The organism is Lactonifactor longoviformis, from assembly GCF_042848515.1.
GTDB classification, from domain to species: Bacteria; Bacillota; Clostridia; order Lachnospirales; family Lachnospiraceae; genus Lactonifactor; species Lactonifactor longoviformis.
Map to the genome: position 1 here is coordinate 4,465,821 of NZ_AP031453.1, position 19,073 is coordinate 4,484,893.

Annotated in this window: 14 protein-coding genes; 5 read left to right on the top strand and 9 right to left on the bottom strand. The window is 46.7% G+C overall.

The window, feature by feature from the left end; genetic code table 11:
- The first annotated feature begins 285 nt into the window (after positions 1-285).
- From murC to ACGHCT_RS20470, 4 genes are all read left to right on the top strand, one after another.
- Positions 286-1,665, top strand: a complete 1,380-nt coding sequence (murC, locus tag ACGHCT_RS20455; RefSeq protein WP_390437362.1) for a UDP-N-acetylmuramate--L-alanine ligase — start codon at positions 286-288, stop codon at positions 1,663-1,665.
- 303 nt (positions 1,666-1,968) lie between these two features.
- The gene (locus ACGHCT_RS20460) at positions 1,969-3,069 is read left to right on the top strand and encodes a DnaD domain protein (RefSeq protein ID WP_390437363.1); all 1,101 of its coding nucleotides are present in this window, start codon (positions 1,969-1,971) and stop codon (positions 3,067-3,069) included.
- A 17-nt stretch (positions 3,070-3,086) separates the two neighbouring features.
- On the top strand, positions 3,087-4,076 hold the full coding sequence (locus ACGHCT_RS20465; protein WP_390437365.1) for an ATP-binding protein: 990 nt from the start codon (positions 3,087-3,089) through the stop codon (positions 4,074-4,076).
- Position 4,077: 1 nt separating this feature from the next.
- The gene (locus tag ACGHCT_RS20470; RefSeq protein ID WP_072854477.1) at positions 4,078-5,253 is read left to right on the top strand and encodes a ribose-phosphate pyrophosphokinase; all 1,176 of its coding nucleotides are present in this window, start codon (positions 4,078-4,080) and stop codon (positions 5,251-5,253) included.
- A gap of 90 nt (positions 5,254-5,343) precedes the next feature.
- On the opposite strand, the gene ACGHCT_RS20475 is transcribed toward ACGHCT_RS20470, so the two are convergent.
- The 9 genes from ACGHCT_RS20475 to ACGHCT_RS20515 form a co-directional block, all read right to left on the bottom strand.
- Entirely contained in the window at positions 5,344-6,879 is a 1,536-nt protein-coding gene (locus ACGHCT_RS20475; protein ID WP_390437366.1) for an ATP-binding protein, read from the bottom strand.
- A gap of 19 nt (positions 6,880-6,898) precedes the next feature.
- A complete protein-coding gene (locus tag ACGHCT_RS20480) occupies positions 6,899-7,951 on the bottom strand; it encodes an exonuclease SbcCD subunit D (protein WP_390437367.1) in 1,053 nt (350 codons plus the stop codon).
- A 31-nt stretch (positions 7,952-7,982) separates the two neighbouring features.
- Entirely contained in the window at positions 7,983-9,374 is a 1,392-nt protein-coding gene (gene asnS, locus ACGHCT_RS20485; RefSeq protein WP_072854628.1) for an asparagine--tRNA ligase, read from the bottom strand.
- A gap of 105 nt (positions 9,375-9,479) precedes the next feature.
- Positions 9,480-11,576: a beta-propeller domain-containing protein gene (locus tag ACGHCT_RS20490; RefSeq protein WP_072854627.1), complete on the bottom strand. Its 2,097-nt coding sequence runs from the start codon at positions 11,574-11,576 to the stop codon at positions 9,480-9,482.
- 16 nt (positions 11,577-11,592) lie between these two features.
- Positions 11,593-12,129 (bottom strand): RNA polymerase sigma factor, encoded by a 537-nt coding sequence (locus tag ACGHCT_RS20495; protein WP_242946828.1) that lies wholly within the window; start codon positions 12,127-12,129, stop codon positions 11,593-11,595.
- A gap of 251 nt (positions 12,130-12,380) precedes the next feature.
- On the bottom strand, positions 12,381-13,496 hold the full coding sequence (locus ACGHCT_RS20500; RefSeq protein ID WP_390437368.1) for an aminopeptidase: 1,116 nt from the start codon (positions 13,494-13,496) through the stop codon (positions 12,381-12,383).
- A gap of 19 nt (positions 13,497-13,515) precedes the next feature.
- A complete protein-coding gene (locus tag ACGHCT_RS20505; protein WP_390437369.1) occupies positions 13,516-15,972 on the bottom strand; it encodes a hypothetical protein in 2,457 nt (818 codons plus the stop codon).
- Positions 15,953-17,134, bottom strand: a complete 1,182-nt coding sequence (locus tag ACGHCT_RS20510; protein WP_072854624.1) for an SAM-dependent methyltransferase — start codon at positions 17,132-17,134, stop codon at positions 15,953-15,955. Before ACGHCT_RS20510 ends, ACGHCT_RS20505 begins: the two co-directional genes overlap by 20 nt.
- Positions 17,135-17,258: 124 nt before the next feature.
- The gene (locus tag ACGHCT_RS20515) at positions 17,259-17,882 is read right to left on the bottom strand and encodes a hypothetical protein (RefSeq protein ID WP_072854623.1); all 624 of its coding nucleotides are present in this window, start codon (positions 17,880-17,882) and stop codon (positions 17,259-17,261) included.
- A 134-nt stretch (positions 17,883-18,016) separates the two neighbouring features.
- Between ACGHCT_RS20515 and ACGHCT_RS20520 the strand changes: the two genes are divergently transcribed.
- Positions 18,017-18,889 carry a YitT family protein gene (locus tag ACGHCT_RS20520; protein WP_072854622.1) on the top strand — a complete coding sequence of 291 codons (873 nt, stop codon included), beginning with the start codon at positions 18,017-18,019 and terminating at the stop codon, positions 18,887-18,889.
- Positions 18,890-19,073 lie beyond the last annotated feature (184 nt).

Sequence of the window (19,073 nt, forward strand, 5' to 3'; positions counted from 1 at the left end):
CTATATATGATTTCTCTATTATATCATAAAAGCAGAAATTAGTGAACATTTTTAACAAAAATTTAAAACCATATTCTGTCTTTTTGTGACATTTGTTGAGCTTTTTCTTCGGTTTCCCGTTTTTTGTGCATTTTAAACATAGTTATTTCCACCTTTTTCATTGCTATGAATTATTTTCCACGCCTTCATGTTCCAATATATAGAAAGAGAAGAAATCCTTTTCAATTTTGGAAGTTCAGAGTATAATAACTCTAGAGAAAATATATGAAGGAGTATTAATGTACTATGTATCAGATAGATTTTAAAAAACCCATGCACATTCATTTCATCGGCATTGGCGGGATTAGTATGAGCGGGCTTGCAGAGATTCTGCTCCAGGAGGATTTTACCATTACGGGCTCTGATTCCAGGGAGAGCAGCCTCACCAGGCATCTGGAGGAACAGGGGGCCCGTATCTATTACGGACAGCGTGCCTCTAATATAGAAGAAACTACTCAGCTTGTTGTCTACACGGCGGCCATTCATCCGGACAATCCGGAATACACCTGTGCGGCAGAAAGAAAGCTGCCTATGCTGTCAAGGGCTGAGCTTTTAGGACAGATTATGAAGAATTATGATACCCCCATTGCAGTCTCCGGCACTCACGGCAAAACTACCACCACATCCATGATCTCTCACCTGCTCCTTGAGGGAGAACTGGATCCCACGATCTCTGTAGGGGGCATCCTGCCTGCGATCCACGGGAATATCCGTGTGGGGTCCTCGGAGACATTCATCACAGAGGCCTGTGAGTACACGAACAGCTTCCTGAGTTTTTTCCCCAAGATCAGTATCATTTTGAATATTGATGCCGATCATCTTGACTTTTTTAAAGATATTGACGATATCCGCCGTTCTTTCCGCCTGTTTGCAGAAAAGCTTCCTGAGGACGGAACTTTAATCATCAACAGCGATATTCCCAATTACACAGAAATCACAGACGGACTGCCATGCAAAATTATTACCTATGGTCTGGAACAGCAGGGGGATTACACAGCCTCTGCAATTACCTTTGACGAGTTTGCCCATCCGTCCTTTGACTGTCTGTACCAGGGACAGAAGATCGGCCGCTTTACCCTTCAGGTACCGGGCATGCACAATGTATCCAATGCGCTCTCAGCCATTGCCCTTGGGAATAAGCTGGGGCTATCTGCAGACACAATCAAGAAAGGGCTGCTGCACTTTGGAGGCACTGACCGCCGTTTTCAGTACAAAGGTAAGGTAGGAGGGGTAACTGTCATTGACGATTATGCGCATCATCCCACAGAGATACGTGCCACCTTGACCACCGCAAAAAATTATCCCCATAATACCACCTGGTGCGTATTCCAGCCCCACACTTACACGCGGACAAAGGCGCTCATGGATGAATTTGCCGAAGCGCTTACACTGGCGGATAAAGTCATACTGGCAGATATTTATGCGGCAAGAGAAACCGACAACCTTGGAATTTCCTCCAAAACACTCAGGGATAAAATAGCAGATCTCGGTACAGAAGTATATTATTTCCCCACCTTCGATGAAATCGAAAACTTTTTATTAGAAAACTGTACCCACGGAGATTTGTTGATAACTATGGGGGCCGGAGATGTGCTTAAAATCGGGGAAAACCTGCTGGGAATCTAACTTATCCACATTATCCACATGCTTATACACATTTTGTGTGCCCAGGGCATGTGGATTTTTTTGTGCATTTACCTGTTGACATAATTCGACTGCATTTTTTTACAAAATACCACAAAACCCTTGCTTTTTCACCTTTATTGGTTGTAAATAATATTTTTTCTTCTTTTCGTTCCCACACTATCCACATTATCCACATTATTCTTGTGGATTACTCAGACAGTGGCTGTCAAAAAAATGCTTGTTCTCATTTAATGATAAGTATGATATAATCACCGTGAACACGAAAAAAGGATGTGTACACTTATGCGTCAGATTACCATACATAACCGTTCTGCACTTGAGACTACTGTAATCTCTAATATTTTTTTGGACGACTATATGCCTCAGGCTAACGGAGAGTTTGTAAAAATATACCTACATCTGTTAAGGGCAGCCACCGTACCCGATGCGTCGATTACCCTTTCTTCCATTGCGGATACTTTTACCTGTACAGAAAAGGATGTGATCCGTGCCCTGAATTACTGGAAGAAGGCTGGAATCCTGGACATCACACTGGATGAGCAAAAGAATCTTACGGGCATTGTATTTCTGCCCCTGCAGCGACAGGCCGCTGCCTCTGAGCCCCTGGCTGTCCGTGAGGATATCACTGCCCCGGTTGCCGCCACCACAGAACGGGTCCCGGCTGAGAAAATTCCGAAAAAAGCAAAGCTTACCTCTGACAGGGAGAAAAAGCTGAAGGAAAATGATGAGATTAAGCAATTATTGTTTATTGCAGAGCAGTATCTTGGAAAAACTCTGTCTCAGACAGATGTGTCACGAATCTTGTATTTTTATGATGAGCTGCACTTTTCTGCAGATCTCATTGAATACCTTATAGAATACTGTGTCTCCAAGGGGAGTGCCAGTATGCACTACATTGAGGCGGTGGCCCTTGCCTGGGCGAAGAATGATATTACTACTGTGGCTATGGCCAAAAAAGAATCCTCCTCATACCATAAAGATTACTATACTATTCTAAAAGCATTTGGAATTAAAGGGCGCAATCCCATCGAGGCAGAGATCCGCTATATGGATCTCTGGATAAAGGATTATGGATTTACCCTGGATATTATTTCCCAGGCCTGCCAGCGCACTGTGCTTCAGACCAACCAGGCCAGCTTTCCCTATGCAGACAGTATTCTCGCCCGCTGGAAAAGACAAGGTGTACACCACGTCTCGGATATCGAGGTCCTGGACACCCGGCATCAGCAGGCCAAGGCCGATAAGGCAGCATTGCCCCCGCAGGCCAGCACCCGCAAGCCGGCTTCCGGTAATGTTTCGAAGAATAAGTTTAATAATTTTCATCAGCGGGACTATGATGAAGATGAATTAAGTGCATTGGAAAGACAACTATTGAACCAGTAAAGTGAAGGAGACAAAACGTGTCGTTAAAGAACTCTCAATACGATGCCATTATGCGGGAATATAACCGCAGACAGCTGCGCAACAAGCACATACAGGACGAGCACATTGCCGGCGCATATGCCAAAATCCCCCGTTTGGCTGAAATTGATCAGGAAATTGGAGCCCTAAGCCTGAAAAAGGCGCGTCTGCTTTTGGGCGAATCTTCGGGGGAAGAATTTGATCTCCCCGCAGCCATCAAAGCGCTGTCCCGGGAAAGAAAAAATCTCCTGGCTGCCAATGGCTTTCCGCCTGATTACCTGGAGCTTCATTATGACTGCCCCCTATGCCGGGATACGGGATACATGGGCAGTGAAAAATGTACGTGTTTCAAAAAGGCATCTGTAGATCTGCTGTATACACAGTCCAATATTAAGGATATACTAGAAGTAGAGAATTTTGATCATTTTTCCTTTGATTATTATTCCGGGACGCTTGTCAATCCGGCTACCGGGCTTACCTCGCTGGAGACCGCCCATCAGGCCGTGGATAAGGCATGGGATTTCATCAACCGATTTCACAGCAGTTTTGGAAATCTTTTTCTGTACGGGGATACAGGTGTGGGTAAAACCTATTTGTCCCACTGCATCAGCAAAGAATTGATCGATCGGGCATACTGTGTTATGTACTTTTCGGCCTTTGAGCTCTTTGACCTTTTTGCGAAAAACACCTTTTCCAGAAACAGTGAATCTGAAGAGAGGAATGAATATATTTTTGACTGTGATCTGCTTATTATTGACGATCTGGGAACAGAACTAACCAACAGTTTTGTGTCTTCCCAGCTCTTCTTATGTATTAATGAGCGGCTCATCCGCAAAAAGTCAACCATTATCTCCACAAATCTTTCCATAGAAAATTTTCTGGAGACTTATTCGGAGCGAACCTTTTCCCGGATATCCAGCAATTACACTATGATTAAACTTATCGGTAAAGATATCAGAATACAAAAAAAACTTTTAGGAGGAAAGTAAGATGGCACCGAAAGAAAATGCAAACCTGAATACCCTGCCCGTTGGAAGGCTGGGTATTCTGCCGCTGCAAAGCTGTACGAGCCTGGGCCAGAAGGTAGACAATTATCTGGTACGTTGGAGAAAGGAGCGCCAGAATGAGCTGAAATCTACCATAGCTTTTGAGGGGTATGAAAGGGATTCCTATATTATCGCTTCCTCAACCCCGCGTTTCGGTTCCGGGGAGGCCAAGGGCGTCATCAATGAATCCATACGCGGCGATGACTTGTATATTATGGTGGATGTATGTAACTACAGTCTCACCTACTCTCTCTGCGGATATACCAACCGAATGTCACCGGACGATCATTTCCAGGATCTGAAGCGTATTATTGCTGCTGTGGGCGGAAAAGCCCGAAGGGTAAATGTCATTATGCCGTTTCTGTATGAAAGCCGCCAGCACCGCCGGAGCGGACGGGAATCCCTGGACTGTGCCATTGCCTTAAAAGAACTGCTGAACATGGGTGTGGAAAATATTATTACCTTTGATGCCCATGATCCGAGAGTCCAGAACGCCATACCGCTGCATGGCTTTGAGACCGTACGTCCCACTTACCAGTTCCTGAAAGGGTTATTTCGGGTAGAACCGGAGCTTCCTCTGGACAGCGGTCATCTGATGGTCATAAGCCCCGACGCCGGAGGTACGGAAAGGGCTATCTACCTTGCCAATGTGCTGGGCGTGGATATGGGTATGTTCTATAAACGCCGTGACTATGCTCATATCGTAGACGGACGTAATCCCATTGTGGCCCACGAATTTCTGGGAGCCGATGTAAAAGGCAAGAATATGATTATCATTGACGATATGATCTCTTCCGGGGACAGTATGCTGGAGGTAGCCGCCTTGCTGAAGGAGAAAAAGGCCGGTAAGATCTTCATGTGTTCCACCTTTGGACTCTTCACAAATGGTCTGGAGAAGTTTGACAAAGCATATGAGCAGGGACTGTTTGACAGGCTCCTTACAACAAACCTTGTATATCAGACACCTGAACTGCTGGAAAAACCATATTATGTAAACTGTGACATGAGCAAATATATCGCTCTGCTGATAGACACCATCAATCACGATGCCTCCATCAGCAAGCTGTTAGATCCCGTGGAAAGAATCCACAGATTAATGAACCGGCATTGTCAAAACTAAAAAAGGCAAAAAGGGGACGTGTTCTTTTGATAAAGAACACGTCCCCTTTTCGATCCAGGGTGTCCCTTTTGAATACTGCCCTGTCCCTTTTTACAGCCTGACCAGATGATATTCCAGTCCCAGCGCTTCCAGCGCCTCTATCTCTCTTTCCTGGCAGGTAAATATCAGCACCTGCTGTTTATTCTCTGACAGCCATTTCAGCGTGTTTTGGAGCCTCCGGCTGTCGTACATGACAAAAGGTTCATCCAGCAGTACCGGGAGCTCCTCTTCTCTGCACAGAATATCTGAGACTGCCATCCGCAGCGCAAAGTATACCTGCTCTATGGTCCCCCTGCTCAGCTGCTCCAGAGGGGTATAGTGTTCACCGGTATTCAGGTGGATCCGGAATTCATCACTGATGGATATCTGTGTATATCTGCCTCCGGTTAACTGGCCTAATATTTTGGAGGTTTGGTTTTTCAGACGGTTTCCAATCTTGGACTGCATTGTCCGGGAGAGTTCCTGTATTGTGGCAATGGCCAGATCGATCCCCTCTATCTCCTCCTGGAGAGGGGTCATTTCCCCGCTGTGCTTGGCCAGCAGCTCCCGGTATTCTTCCTTCAGATTTTCACAGAAGGTATCCTTTTCTTCCGCCTCTTCCCTGAGATGTTCCAGCTTCCAGTCCAGTTTCTTTTCTTCTTCCTGTATCTCCCCTTCCCCCTCCGGCGCATTGTGCTTTTCCTTCGGGTTCCGGGAACTTTTTTTCAGAAAACGGAACAGAAAACCTATAGTCGCCAGGCCGGCTGCTGTCCCTGTCACTTCTCCTATCATTCCCGGGAGCAGAAGAATGCTCAGAAATATAACCACGGCACCTGCCAGCAGGACGGCCATGCTCCCCCGATGTTCTGCCTGCAAAAACAAAGGCCGATCCTTTTTATCGGCTTTCCCTTCTCCCTGCCTCAGCCCTTCCCTTCTTGTCTCGGCTTCACTGATTTTGGCCTCCAGCTCCGCCCTTTCTTCCTCCAGGAATAAAAGCTTTCCCTTAAGTCCGTTAAGTAGCTCCTCTTGTTTTCTAAGCTCCTCTTTTCTTGCCTGATCAAACTCTCTTTTTTTCTCTTTCAGGGCAGCCACAGCCTTTTCAATATCGATCTGTCCCTCTGTGTCGCTCTGATAATTGGACATATAATTGCGGAGCTCTGCCACGATCCCCTCTCCGGTCTGGTTCTTCAGCTGCCCCACGGATACGGTATTGTCATAAACCACCTGGCTGATATTCCCCAAAAGAATGCCAAGATCCCCATCCTCCACCGACAGCAGCTCGCCGTCGTCCTCGCAGATAAGTTCAGCCCGCTGACTCTCCTTGCTGAAATTCCTGGTCAGCCGAAAGGTTTTCCCCCCGCAGGAAAACCGGATGCCCCCGGCATAGTAGCTGCTGTTCTCCCAGGGTTCAAAACGGCTGTACACGTCATTTCTTGCTGCCCTTCCCCGCATCCTTCGGATACCGAAGAATATTCCCTGGATAAAGGTGTGAAGAGTGCTCTTCCCGCTCTCATTTTCGCCGAAAATAACCGTAATGCCCTCCCCAAAGTCCAGCTCTCTGTTATGCAGTTTGCCAAAGTTTTTTATCCATAAATGTTCTATAATCATACATAATCTCCACCGGCACTTATTCTTCTCCCAAGAGGGCGCGCAGCCCATAGTACAGAGCCTTATTTTCTATAATTGTTCTGTCCTTTTCCATAAAATGCGCCACATACTCGCCAATCAGGCTGCCCCCGTATTTCTCACGGATGGCCTGAAAATCGTAATCCGGCTGGGTATCATCCAATACTTCAACAATATTTCCCAGTTTATACAGATCCGGCAGTACAAATTCCAGATCGGGATCCCGGAACCCTTCCAAAAAAATCTGAAAAATATTGTCCCTTCCATTCTCCTGTATCTCACAGCGTATCTTTGCCTCTACCGACAGCTGCGTGTCTTCCTCGGAAACCGTAATAATCAGCGGAATATAAGATCTGCAGGCAAAAGGCACAAACTGAATGGTGGTTCCAGAACTGCCGCATTCCCCCAAAATATACCCGTGAGGGCCCGTATCATTTCTGTCCAGTGGCTCCAGCGCCCCTGCATATGCGCCCCTGTGGCCCAGAACCTTTCCAGGTTTGTGGATATGCCCCAAAGCCACATAGTCAAACCCTGCTGCCTTCAAAAGTTCCCGGTGGATGGGAATATGGTGTTCGTCTCCTCCGTGGGCCAGAAGTATATTCGTACATCCCTCTGTCCTGACAGGGCGTATGAGATCATAGAGCGGTTCCCGGATCTCCTGGCTGTAGTAGCTCAGCCCATAGATACAAGTATCCAGATCCTCCAGGCAGACTCTTCCGCATTCTCTTCCCCACAGACAATAAACGTTGGGATTCCAGGGAAATCTCTGATAAAAGGAATCCTTTTTGAGATAATCATGGTTTCCTGCCATCAGGATAACCTTTGTATCCGGTATGGTAGAAAAAAGATAATTCACTTCTTTCAGCTCCCTTTTCAGCGGCTGCCGGTGAAATAAATCCCCGGCAATGAGAAGAAGGTCGGCCTCTGCGCGGCCGACCTGACGAATGACTTTCTGAAAGCTTCTCCATATTTCTTTTTCTCTCTCTTCACTCCAGGGATATCCCTTGTCGGGCACTGCCCCCAGATGTACATCTGCAATGTGAATAAATTTCATGTAAAATCACTCATCTCCTAAGCACAATGGCTTATAGCTCACAATTATTAACCGTTCTGGGGAATGGAATCACGTCACGGATATTGCCCATACCAGTCAGATACATCACACAGCGCTCAAACCCAAGTCCAAAGCCCGAATGTCTGGTAGAGCCGTATTTTCTCAAATCCAGGTAAAACTCATAATCTTCCGGTTTTAACCCAAGCTCTTCCATACGGGCAGTAAGCCTATCGTAGGAATCCTCTCTCTGGCTTCCCCCGATAATCTCCCCGATTCCAGGCACCAGACAGTCCATGGCTGCAACTGTTCTGCCGTCCTCGTTCAATTTCATATAGAATGCCTTAATCTCCTTGGGATAATCCGTCACAAAGACAGGACGCTTATATACCTGTTCTGTCAGATACCGCTCATGCTCTGTCTGGAGATCACATCCCCAGGATACTTTATATTCAAATTTGTCGTTAACCTTCTCCAGTATCTCAATTGCCTCTGTATAAGTCACATGGGCAAAATCTGCGTTTACAACCCCCTGAAGGCGCTCCAGCAGCCCTTTATCCACAAAGGAATTAAAGAACTTCATCTCCTCCGGCGCTTCCTCCATAACATAGCGGATGACATATTTGAGCATTGCCTCAGCCAGCGCCATATTATCCTCCAAATCCGCAAATGCCATCTCCGGCTCGATCATCCAGAATTCCGCGGCATGCCTTGTGGTATTCGAATTCTCTGCCCGAAACGTAGGCCCGAAGGTATAAATACTGCGGAAAGCCTGGGCATACGTCTCTCCGTTCAGCTGTCCGCTCACCGTAAGGCTTGTCTCCTTATTAAAGAAGTCCCTGGTGTAGTCGACTTTGCCGTCCTCTGTTCTCGGCAGGTTCTCCAGATCCAGAGTGGTGACACGGAACATCTCCCCTGCGCCCTCACAGTCACTTCCTGTGATCAGAGGCGTGTGCACATAGACAAAGCCTCTCTCCTGGAAAAACTTGTGGATTGCGTAGGCAATCAGAGAGCGCACGCGGAAAACTGCCTGGAATGTGTTTGTCCTGGGGCGCAGATGAGAAATGGTTCTCAGATACTCCAGACTGTGACGTTTCTTCTGAAGAGGATAGTCCGGCGCAGACTCTCCCTCAACAAGAATTTCCCTGGCCTGAATCTCAAAAGGCTGCTTTGCCTGAGGCGTAGCCACAAGAGTTCCCGTTACCAAAATAGCCGCACCTACATTTAATTTAGAAATCTGGGTAAAATTATCCATACTGTCGCTGTATACAATCTGCATTGTCTCAAAAAAACTACCGTCATGAAGTACAATGAATCCGAATGTCTTAGAGTCCCTTACGCTTCGAACCCATCCGCCCAGGGTTACTTCCCGGTCCATGTACTTATCTCTGTCTTTGTAAATATCCTTTACTGTTATAAGATCCATATTCTTACTCCTTTTATAATATTAAGGCGGAGTAAGTTCTCCCTGGCTTACTCCACCTTTTAGTATATCGCATTGCAAATTATGACGCAAGGACTAACATAAAAACTACCATTCCAATTTCCCGGTCTGCCGATACTCCTGATTCATGTCAAAGGCTGTCAGACTGCTCCCATTATAAATATAGATCGTATTGTCTATATAGAGACCTCTGGCATCCCTAAACTCACTATAGTGCTCCTCCTGATTTTCATAGAGAGGCCAGACCAGTTTATTTACAAATCCGGTTCCCTCCTCGTAGGAAAATACACCGTAATATGCGTCGGGATAGTCACCTGAGGAAGAATAGCTTCCTTCTGTATAGGCGAACCCAAAGAGATTCTTTTCCGGATCTATCATAATTGCTTTATAATTATCTGCCACACTGTACTCCGAGACTGTGTTCAGAATCATTTTACTCTTCTCCGTCACATTGGAAGGATCGCTGATATCAAACATAGACAGCTTTAGTCCCAGCTCCTTTCCCGTCTCGGGATCCGCATCCCGGCCGATGCCAAGAAGAAGATTGTCTCCATAGTAATGCAGATACTCTGAAAAACCCGGGATTTTCAGTTCCCCCAGCACCACAGGATTCCGGGGATCCGACAGATCCACAGAGAACAGGGGATCTGTATTTCTGAAGGTTACAAAATATCCCTTCTCCCCCATAAACCGCGCTGATTTTATCTGTTCTCCCTCTGCCAGATTCTCAATCTTACCTGTGACCTCCAGCTTTTGATTCAGGATGTAAAGTCCATTGGTATCCATTCCCCGGGTATCATTGGCAGTGAGAACAAGCCGCAGATTCCCCTCATATTCATCCAGGGAAAAAGAATCATTCAGATACCCATTGAAAGAGGCTGCTGCCTCCGCCTTGATCTTTCCGTCCTTATATGCAAAGCGGACTATCGAAGTTCTGTTCCCGCTCTGGGACCAATCCGGCCGGGTGATATAAATGTTAGAGCTGCTCACATACATCATATCGCTTCCGGCAACCAGTGCCTTGGTATCCTTTACTTTATCGGGCCTTTCTGTATCCACTGAGGTTATTACAATATAGCTGGATATATTCTGTTCCCTGGGCAGATAAATGTCCTCTGCGGGAAGCAGTTCCCCGTTAACCCTGGGGATATACTCCTCCACTGCCTCCGGATCCTCTGTATTATACGGTGAATAGTTGGTAAAGAGATATACATACTGTCCCGATTTTCTGGAGGACTGGTAATACCCCTCCTGGGAAACATGACCAATCTGCCTTACCTTGGTCCGGTCAGAGATATCATACGTATATAAATGTGTGGTTTCCTGTTCCAGAGTATCGTAGGTATTCTTCTCCCTTTCGTAAAGTGCAGTCTCATAATGGGACGTTATCACACTTAACACATCCCCGTCTACATACATCTCCTGTATTCCCTCTCCCGCAGACTCCAGCCGGAGCGAAGATGCCAGTTTCATGTCTCCGCCCTTGGCTTCCACTATCTGAAGCATTCCCTGCCGGGTAAGAAGATAAATGTATTTTCCGTCCGTCTTAATAATATCAGCCTCATCCACTCCTGCTTCCCGCACATTCGTATCAGAATAAGAACTGCCCCCTGCACTGTCTGCGGATGTATCCGCACCGGCTGCCTGGTCATTTGCGGCAGCGCCTGACTCCGGAACAGCTGCGGTATCTGCGGTAGATTCAGACTTTTCCGCAGCATCGGACTTACTCCCCCCGCTGAACCAGTCGGAAATGGTCCCAAGAATTCCCCGGTCCTCCTGATAAGCCTCCGCCTGAGGATACTTTACCGTATCATAGACCTGCCGGTAATCTGCAGCTGAGGCCATTACCTTGTCAACATCCTCTACAGCCGCAATCTCTCCCTCCGCCCCGGCATCGGCTTTCCCGCCGCTGCTGGGAGCCGAGTCTGTGACAGCCTGGGATTCTGACGATTCCATCTTGTTCTTCATATCTCCCGTCTGAGAGCTGACAAACCATGAAAATACGGCCAGTCCTACACACGCGGCAGCTCCTGCGCCTGCCGCCCATCGGCGTATGGCATGCCTTTTCTGTCCCTGTGAGGAGGATTCCAGCTTTCTCTCTATCTTTTCCGGACGGAGTTCTTCCGGTATCTCATCTGCCTGGGCCGACTGACGGATTTTTTCTAATAAATCCAATTCATTCATGTCACCTTCCTCCTTTCTATTCATCCAGATAGCGCTGCATCTTCTCCAGCGCCCGGCTCAACTTTGAGCGTACTGTGTTATGGCTTTTATGTAATATGGCACCGATCTCTTTGCTCTGATAACCGCCGAACACCTTCATGGCAACTATCAGCCTCTCCTCTTCCCCCAGCCGGAAAAAAGCCTCTCTGACCTGCATATTCTCATCCGGATCCGGAGTATACATCTCCAGGGATACCGAGTCTGTCAGTTCCTCCCCTAATTCCACCGGCTTATTCAGATATTCTTTCAGTCTTCTCTTGCACTTATTGGAAAGGATCTTAAATATCCAGCCCCGAAATGCCTCAGCATCCCGGAGGTTATGAATTCCCGCATAGGCGTCCGCCACGGTTTCACTCACAGCGTCTTCTGCGTCCTGGGGATTTCTCAATGTATACAGAGCCATATGATACATATCCTGATAAACCATCTCATACAAACCGGCGAAAGCTTTGGGATCCCTTTCCCTTGCTTTTCGGGCCAATTCACCGTATTCTCCCATCTCCTCACCTCTCATCCATGGATTTCACCTTCACTGGTACCCTGCTTCAGATGCTGATCTGAAGTTCGAATTCATAGATACAGTGTCCGCCATACTTCCTTTTGTTGCATCTGAAATCTATTTTATCTCTCAATAACAGGAAACCCGCATAGAAAGGGCGGTGCCGTCGCACCTCAGCTGCTTCGGCACCGCCCCCGGCGGATCTCCCGCTCTGCGTCCGGAAACCTTGCCTGTAATGCAAATGTACCCCGGATGCAAAGTTATATTTATTTTAAGTTCTCCGGATTCAGTCCCTCCAGCTCCGGCACTACAAATCTTCCGTCCTTGCGGATCAGCACATCGTCAAAATAAATCTCACCCCCGCCATATTCCGGCCTCTGAATCAGTACCATATCCCAATGGATGGATGACTCATTTCCGTTAGGCGCCTCATCGTAGCAGTTTCCCGGCGTAAAATGGATAGAACCCTGTATTTTCTCATCAAACAGAATATCCTTCATGGGCTCCAAAATATAAGGATTCACCCCGATGGCAAACTCTCCGATATATCTGGCCCCTTCATCCGTGTCGAAGACCTGGTTAATTCTTGTGGTATCATTGGCTGCTGCCTCCACAATCTTTCCGTCCCTGAAGGTAAGCCTCACATTTTCGAACACAAAGCCCTGATACGGAGAAGGCGTATTGTAAGTGATGGTCCCGTTCACAGAATCTCTCACCGGTGCCGTATATACCTCCCCGTCGGGAATATTGCAGGTTCCGCTGCAGGGAACCGCCGGGATATCCTTGATCGAGAAGGTAAGATCTGTCCCCGGAGATACCAGGCGGACCCGGTCAGTCCGGTTCATATACTCTACCAGCGGTTTCATAGCCTCTTCCATTCTGGAGTAATCCAGCGTACACACATCAAAATAAAAATCCTCAAAAGCTTCCCTGCTGGTATTGGCCAGCTGGGCCATAGAGGCATTGGGATAACGGAGCACTACCCACTTTGTATGGGGCACTCTGATCTCATGGTGAACCGGAGTGGAATAATACTGTTCATACAGCTTCATATTCTCCGGCGGCACATCTGACAGCTCAGATACGTTGTCACTGCCTCTTACTCCGATATAGCAGTCCATATTTGACATTTCCAGAGCATCCACCTTTGCCATCAGCTCCATCTGTTCCTTTGCAGCAGAGAGAAGAATCTCTCTCTGAAGGCGGGGATCCGTATAGTGTACAAACGGAATTCCCTTGGCGGCATATACTTCTTTCACCAGCTGTCTGGCCAGCTCCCCGGTCTCCTCTCCGATATAGTGGATATAAACCTTTTCATTCTCCTGTACCCGACAGGAATACTGTACCAGCCCTCTGGCCAGTTTTTTTAATCTCTCGTCCATCGCGTCCTCCTGTTACTGATTAATCTATGGATTCTATATAACTGATAAATACGTTGCCTGCACTCTGGAACAGCTCAGTGCTGTCATTCAGACCATAGGGGTAGGTTTCCTGGGTAACAGGATTGTAAAGAATCGTGTTATAGGGGTCGTATCCTATGATGAGAACAGATTCTGTATCTGAGATCTTAGCGATAACCGGGCGGGAGGCGCTCACCTCATAGAGGATACTCTGCAGGGAACAGCCGGTGAGATTAAGCACAGTGCCGGAACCGCCCAGCCCTTCTGCAAGAGCGTCAGTATCCAGTTCTCCTGTTTTAAATACCTCCGGTATATCTCCCAGCTCTATCGTAACCCTTGTTTTCAGGTTTCCTCTTTCCCACACATACTGCTGCGCACGGTTCAGAACCACCCCGGTTTGTTCATCTGCCCTTACTATGGCCTCATTTGGCCTGGTGAAAATACTGTCCAGCTTTCCTTTCGCATACACATAGTATGCCTGACCGTCTTCCGTCTTTTCAACTTCCATATTTAGAGTCCGGTTTTCCTGGCTTTCCATCATCTTTGAAACCATTACCAGGGGATTCTTATCCCTGATACTGGTGCTGAAATTCAGCCGTATCTGCATTCCCTGCCGCTCTGTCACTTTGGCATTCACGGTGATTGCCTTCTCCTCCTGCTGCACATTGTTCATAATGTGGTCGCTGTTAATCTGCACATAAGCTCCGTCCTGCCAGTTAGCCCTGGAGAGCTCAATCAGACCCTGCTGCAGAGTTATCCCCAGGATATACACCCCATCCTGCTGGTAATTCTTTACCAGGGTGCCGTCAAAACTTTCAATCCTAACCTCATTCATAGCAAACTGAATATTTCCGGTTGCATCCGTAAGGATATCCGGCTCATTGGCAATTCCGTAAACCAGATCCTCATTGATAAATCCTACCGCTCTCAGCCTGGTTCCCTCTGCTGCGGCAATCGTTCTGGTTTCCCCTGACTCAAAATCTATCTCCGTAATCTGTGTTGTATTATTTGCATCATTTCCCTCCATCCAGGCAGCGTGAGCGTTTGTCGCCGAAACATAGAACCCATCCTTGGGAATTCCGGATTTCAGCACCTCGTATTCCTTACTCTGCGTGTCAAACCGGTACAGACTGCCCTCAAGAAGGAGATACAGCTGATCCTGAGTACTGATATAGGATAGCTTCTCCAGATCCTTCCTTAAAAATTCATAGGACTGCGTGGTTGGAAGAAAGAATTTCTCTTCCAATACATTCTGATCGTTGCTGTAATGATAGACGCCTGTCCCCACAACACCTTCATGGCTGCCCCTGCTCATATAACCGTACAGCACAAAATCCACATCACCAGTCTCGCCCACACGGATAATCTTCATATTATAGGCAGTACTTTCATATCGGATATCGGATTCTCCGTCCTCTCTGAAACTGAGTATTCTCGTAAGCTTATTGGCCGTCTTATTATAACTCCAAAGCTCTCCCTCCTGAACAAAAGCCACAATGTCTGCATTTTGGTTCGTCACATGCTGTACCTCTTTGGAGGCCACGCCCAGATTAATCCCATCCTTAGTTATCACGGGCAGATTCCCGTCAAACACCTGCCTTGCAGAACGCTCAAAGTCAAGAAGCATCACCCTGGCCTGCGTATACCGCATCCTGTAAAAATCTGTCACATGGTATAGCTCCTGGTTCCCCTCCTCATCCTTGGATGAAATCATATACTCAATAGAAATGCTCCCGGTAGTCTCATTAATGTCCTTAATGGTTGGAATTCCTTTCCGGTACAGCTGAGGCTCCAGTTTTCCCCAACTCACCATATCATTGGTAGACTTAATATTTACCTCCGTATAGCTTTGACTGTTCATAGAGCTGTCCGTCTCCAGGTATTTGGTCAATTCTGACTGGGAACTCTTATCCAGACACAGCTGGTAAAACGTCTCCGCAAATTCCAGATATTTGTCGGTATTCAGCCCTGCTCTTTGTATCAGCCTGGTATAATAATACACTGTCTCCTTATCTGTCTCCACCGCAAATCTCAGAGAATATTCCTGGTTCATCCGGATGGGCTGCTGTATGGCAAACGTAGCCTTCTGCGTATTTTCCTCTTTTGAGAATGATTTTATCTTTGCATTCTCTACCACCTTACTGCCGTCTGAGGTACGCACCTCGTAGGCCACACTTTTAATCTTGTGACCGAAGGGAGTAATTGCCAGCGTAATCTCTTTATCCGTATCAATGGGGGTCAGACTGTCCCGCATAAAGTCCACCTGCATCTCCTGCTTATATCCCAGCAGCTGATTCAGCTCATTGCCGTCAATCTCCATCGACAGCACGGGCAGGCTGGCAGGCTCCAAATCTGTTTTATTGTCCGTTGTCTGTTTGTTCATTCTGCTGCTTATGACCAGTACGGCAACTACAAACACAGCAGCCAAAATGCCAATCTTAGTAAGAATTCGCTTCATCTTCGGCCTCCTCTCCTGCACACAGCAAATGCTCCAGAGTGGGCCTGGCATGGAAGAATTCCATACATTCCCGGTATTGGTTCCCCTGTTTATTTCCCTTAGAGCGCTTTACCGCCCGGATCAGCAGGTTCTTGGGGGTATGTTCCATATCGATAAACTCCAGTATCTGCGTATCGTACCCCTGGCTCTCAAGGATTTTGGCCCTGAGTCCGTCGGTGAGGATCGCAGCAAAGCGCTCCTTCAAAATCCCGTAAGAAAATACCGGTTCCAGTATTTCATTGGATATCTGGGCGTTTAGCTCATGCTGACAGCAGGGAACTGACAAAATGACAGAGGCATCCCATGCTACCGCTTTGGCCAATGCGTAATCCGTGGCAGTATCGCAGGCATGCAGGGTCACAACCATGTCCACCCGGCCGGTCCCTTGGTAGGAAGCAATATCCCCCTGCAGAAACTGGAGTTTCTCATACCCATATTTTCTGGCCAGGCCGCTGCAGGTCTCTATCACATCCGCCTTCAGATCCAGACCTATAATCTTTACATCATACCCTTTTAATTCCCTCAGGTAATGATACATGGCAAAGGTCAGATAAGATTTCCCGCAGCCGAAATCCAGGACTGTAATCTCTCTCTCCCGGTCAAGCTCCGGAAGGACATCCTCAATAAATTCCAGGAAACGATTCAGCTGCTTAAATTTATCGTATTTGGGTTTGAGTATCCTGCCCTCCTGATTCATAACCCCCAAGTCTATTAAAAACGGTACAGGAATTCCTTCCCGGAGAAGATATTTCTTTCTGCGGTTATGCTCCAGGGAACTCTCCTGTTTGCTGCAGGAGCCCTGCCTCCCCTTCACCTGGATCGTCATTTTCCCTTTTTTGCTCACCAGTACGTTTCCCCGGGCACTGCTGCTCTCCATCTGGAGCTGCCGGAACTGCCCTTCCATCTTCTGCTGTACATAGGAAATCAATTCTTCCTTCCTATAATTATGGTGCAGCTCCTTTTGTCCCAGAGACTCAGACACCTGGTACTTCAGCTGGCCTTTCAACATAACCGGACGTATCTTAATCTTACGAATCCCTTCTTTACTCCTTGGACCGCTGATCGTCATCTGATGCAGCCCCTGTTCCACATATCTATTTAAAAATTCTATTAAATCTGTCATATAATAATCTCCATCTGCGAGAGTTTGTCCTATTGTCACTTCAGAAGAACCGTGAGAAAAACTCACGGCTCATTCATGATATTATTGTAAAGGTTTTAAAGATAAACCACAAGACCCAATATTCCTAAAAATAACGTCTGCATCTGCGTCTTCTGCAGCGTCTTCTGTACACTTCGTTAAAGAATAAAACCTGTACCAGTTCCCTCAGCGCCCGATCTGTAATTTCCTGCGTCTGCATTTTTTCAGCCATATCTTTTTCAATCTTCTTTATCTTCTCCTGGCCATATCCCGGATCCTCTGGCATATCCTCTTCCGGCTCCTCCTCAGGCATTTTATCTTCCTCATACCTTTTATTTTCTTCATATATTTTATCTTCCCCGGGTACCTTCTCCCTTTCCAGCTCTCTTCTCAGCCGTTCCGGAAGCTCTATAGGTATTACTTTCTCTTCTTCCTTCTGTATCTTTTCCAGTTCCATCATTTCCAATCGTGCATTTTCTTCTTTTACCTGGCTGTAGATGTGATCACACATTTGATTCATCATAAACCGGTCCGGATATTCATCGTATATCATACTTCCTTCATATTCTATCTTATCGCAGGCATCTTCCACGAATTTCTGTACCATAGCTGCATTCTTTGGGTAATAGGATTTCATTTTTTCCATCTCTTGTTCCAGCATCCATTCCTGGTCATACATATCAGCATACGGATACGTCATATAAAATGGTAATGGTTTTTCGTAATACACTGTTTTCCCCTTAAAAAATAATTATATTTTACTATATATAGTATAGTCCCTGGGAATACTTTGTGCTATAATTGGGCTGGGAGAAATTTATATTATTTATTTCATGTATATGAAAATTTTTTGGGAGGATGAAAATGAATGAACTAAAGAGCAAGGACTTCTGGAAGGACCAGCTGATCATCACCATCGGCGTGTTCCTTTATGTAGTTCCGTACAACCTCATAACCACTCCGATGCATTTATACAGTGGTTATCTCACGGGTATTGCGCAGATTGCGAGGACACTCTTATCAGATTACGCACACATTAAGATGACCTTCGACTGGACAGGTATTATCCTGTATTTGATCAATATACCGTTGTTTGTTCTGGCGTTTAAAACGCTGGGCAGAACTTTTTTCTACAAGACAATCATTAATGTTACGGTGATGACTATCTTTTTCTCCATCATCCCGGTATCTGCAGAACCCTTAGTCAGCGATCCCATGGCAGGCTGTCTGGTAGCCGGTGTTGTCAGTGGATTCGGGGGCGGTATTATTCTCCGTTACGGCGGTTCCTGCGGCGGTATGGATATTGTAGGTATGTATGCCACGAAGAAAAATCCCAATTTCAGCGTGGGCAAAATTACCATGATGATGGCTGCAGTTATCTTTACGATATGCGCCTTCCTTTATAATATTGAAACCGTTATTTTTTCGGCAATTTTTACAATTATTTGCTCCCTTGCTCTGGACAAAACACATTTCCAGAATATCAAAATGTCCGCAACAATCTTCACCAAGAATATTGATGTGGGACCCATTATCACCCATGACCTGGGCCGGGGCGCCAACACCTGGCGGGGAGAGGGTACATATACGCACCAGGATACCTACGTATTTATGACTATCATCTCTAAATATGAGATGGGTCAGCTGAAGCGGAAGGTACGGGAGATCGATCCCAAGGCCTTTATCGTATTCCAGCAGGTTACAGAGGTATCCGGCAATTACGAGTCACGGCTGTAAGACCACTCTAAAATTAAATACAAAGCGTTTGCAGATCCCATCCGCAAACGTAAATGACATCCTCACCGGAGTCTATGTTGTAAGACATCAGAGACTCTGGAGAGGATGTTTTTTTGTCGCTCAAGTTCTCATTCCGCCTCCTTATGTGCAGACATTTAGGCTGTTGTCCGAAAAAATAAAACAT

Bases quoted from the DNA above. Each gene is read 5' to 3' on its own strand.
- murC (WP_390437362.1), top strand. From the start codon at position 286: ATGTATCAGATAGATTTTAAAAAACCCATGCACATTCATTTCATCGGC.
- ACGHCT_RS20460 (WP_390437363.1), top strand. From the start codon at position 1,969: ATGCGTCAGATTACCATACATAACCGTTCTGCACTTGAGACTACTGTA.
- ACGHCT_RS20470 (WP_072854477.1), top strand. From the start codon at position 4,078: ATGGCACCGAAAGAAAATGCAAACCTGAATACCCTGCCCGTTGGAAGG.
- ACGHCT_RS20475 (WP_390437366.1), bottom strand. From the start codon at position 6,879: ATGATTATAGAACATTTATGGATAAAAAACTTTGGCAAACTGCATAAC.
- ACGHCT_RS20480 (WP_390437367.1), bottom strand. From the start codon at position 7,951: ATGAAATTTATTCACATTGCAGATGTACATCTGGGGGCAGTGCCCGAC.
- asnS (WP_072854628.1), bottom strand. From the start codon at position 9,374: ATGGATCTTATAACAGTAAAGGATATTTACAAAGACAGAGATAAGTAC.
- ACGHCT_RS20490 (WP_072854627.1), bottom strand. From the start codon at position 11,576: ATGAATGAATTGGATTTATTAGAAAAAATCCGTCAGTCGGCCCAGGCA.
- ACGHCT_RS20495 (WP_242946828.1), bottom strand. From the start codon at position 12,129: ATGAGAGGTGAGGAGATGGGAGAATACGGTGAATTGGCCCGAAAAGCA.
- ACGHCT_RS20500 (WP_390437368.1), bottom strand. From the start codon at position 13,496: ATGGACGAGAGATTAAAAAAACTGGCCAGAGGGCTGGTACAGTATTCC.
- ACGHCT_RS20505 (WP_390437369.1), bottom strand. From the start codon at position 15,972: ATGAAGCGAATTCTTACTAAGATTGGCATTTTGGCTGCTGTGTTTGTA.
- ACGHCT_RS20510 (WP_072854624.1), bottom strand. From the start codon at position 17,134: ATGACAGATTTAATAGAATTTTTAAATAGATATGTGGAACAGGGGCTG.
- ACGHCT_RS20520 (WP_072854622.1), top strand. From the start codon at position 18,017: ATGAATGAACTAAAGAGCAAGGACTTCTGGAAGGACCAGCTGATCATC.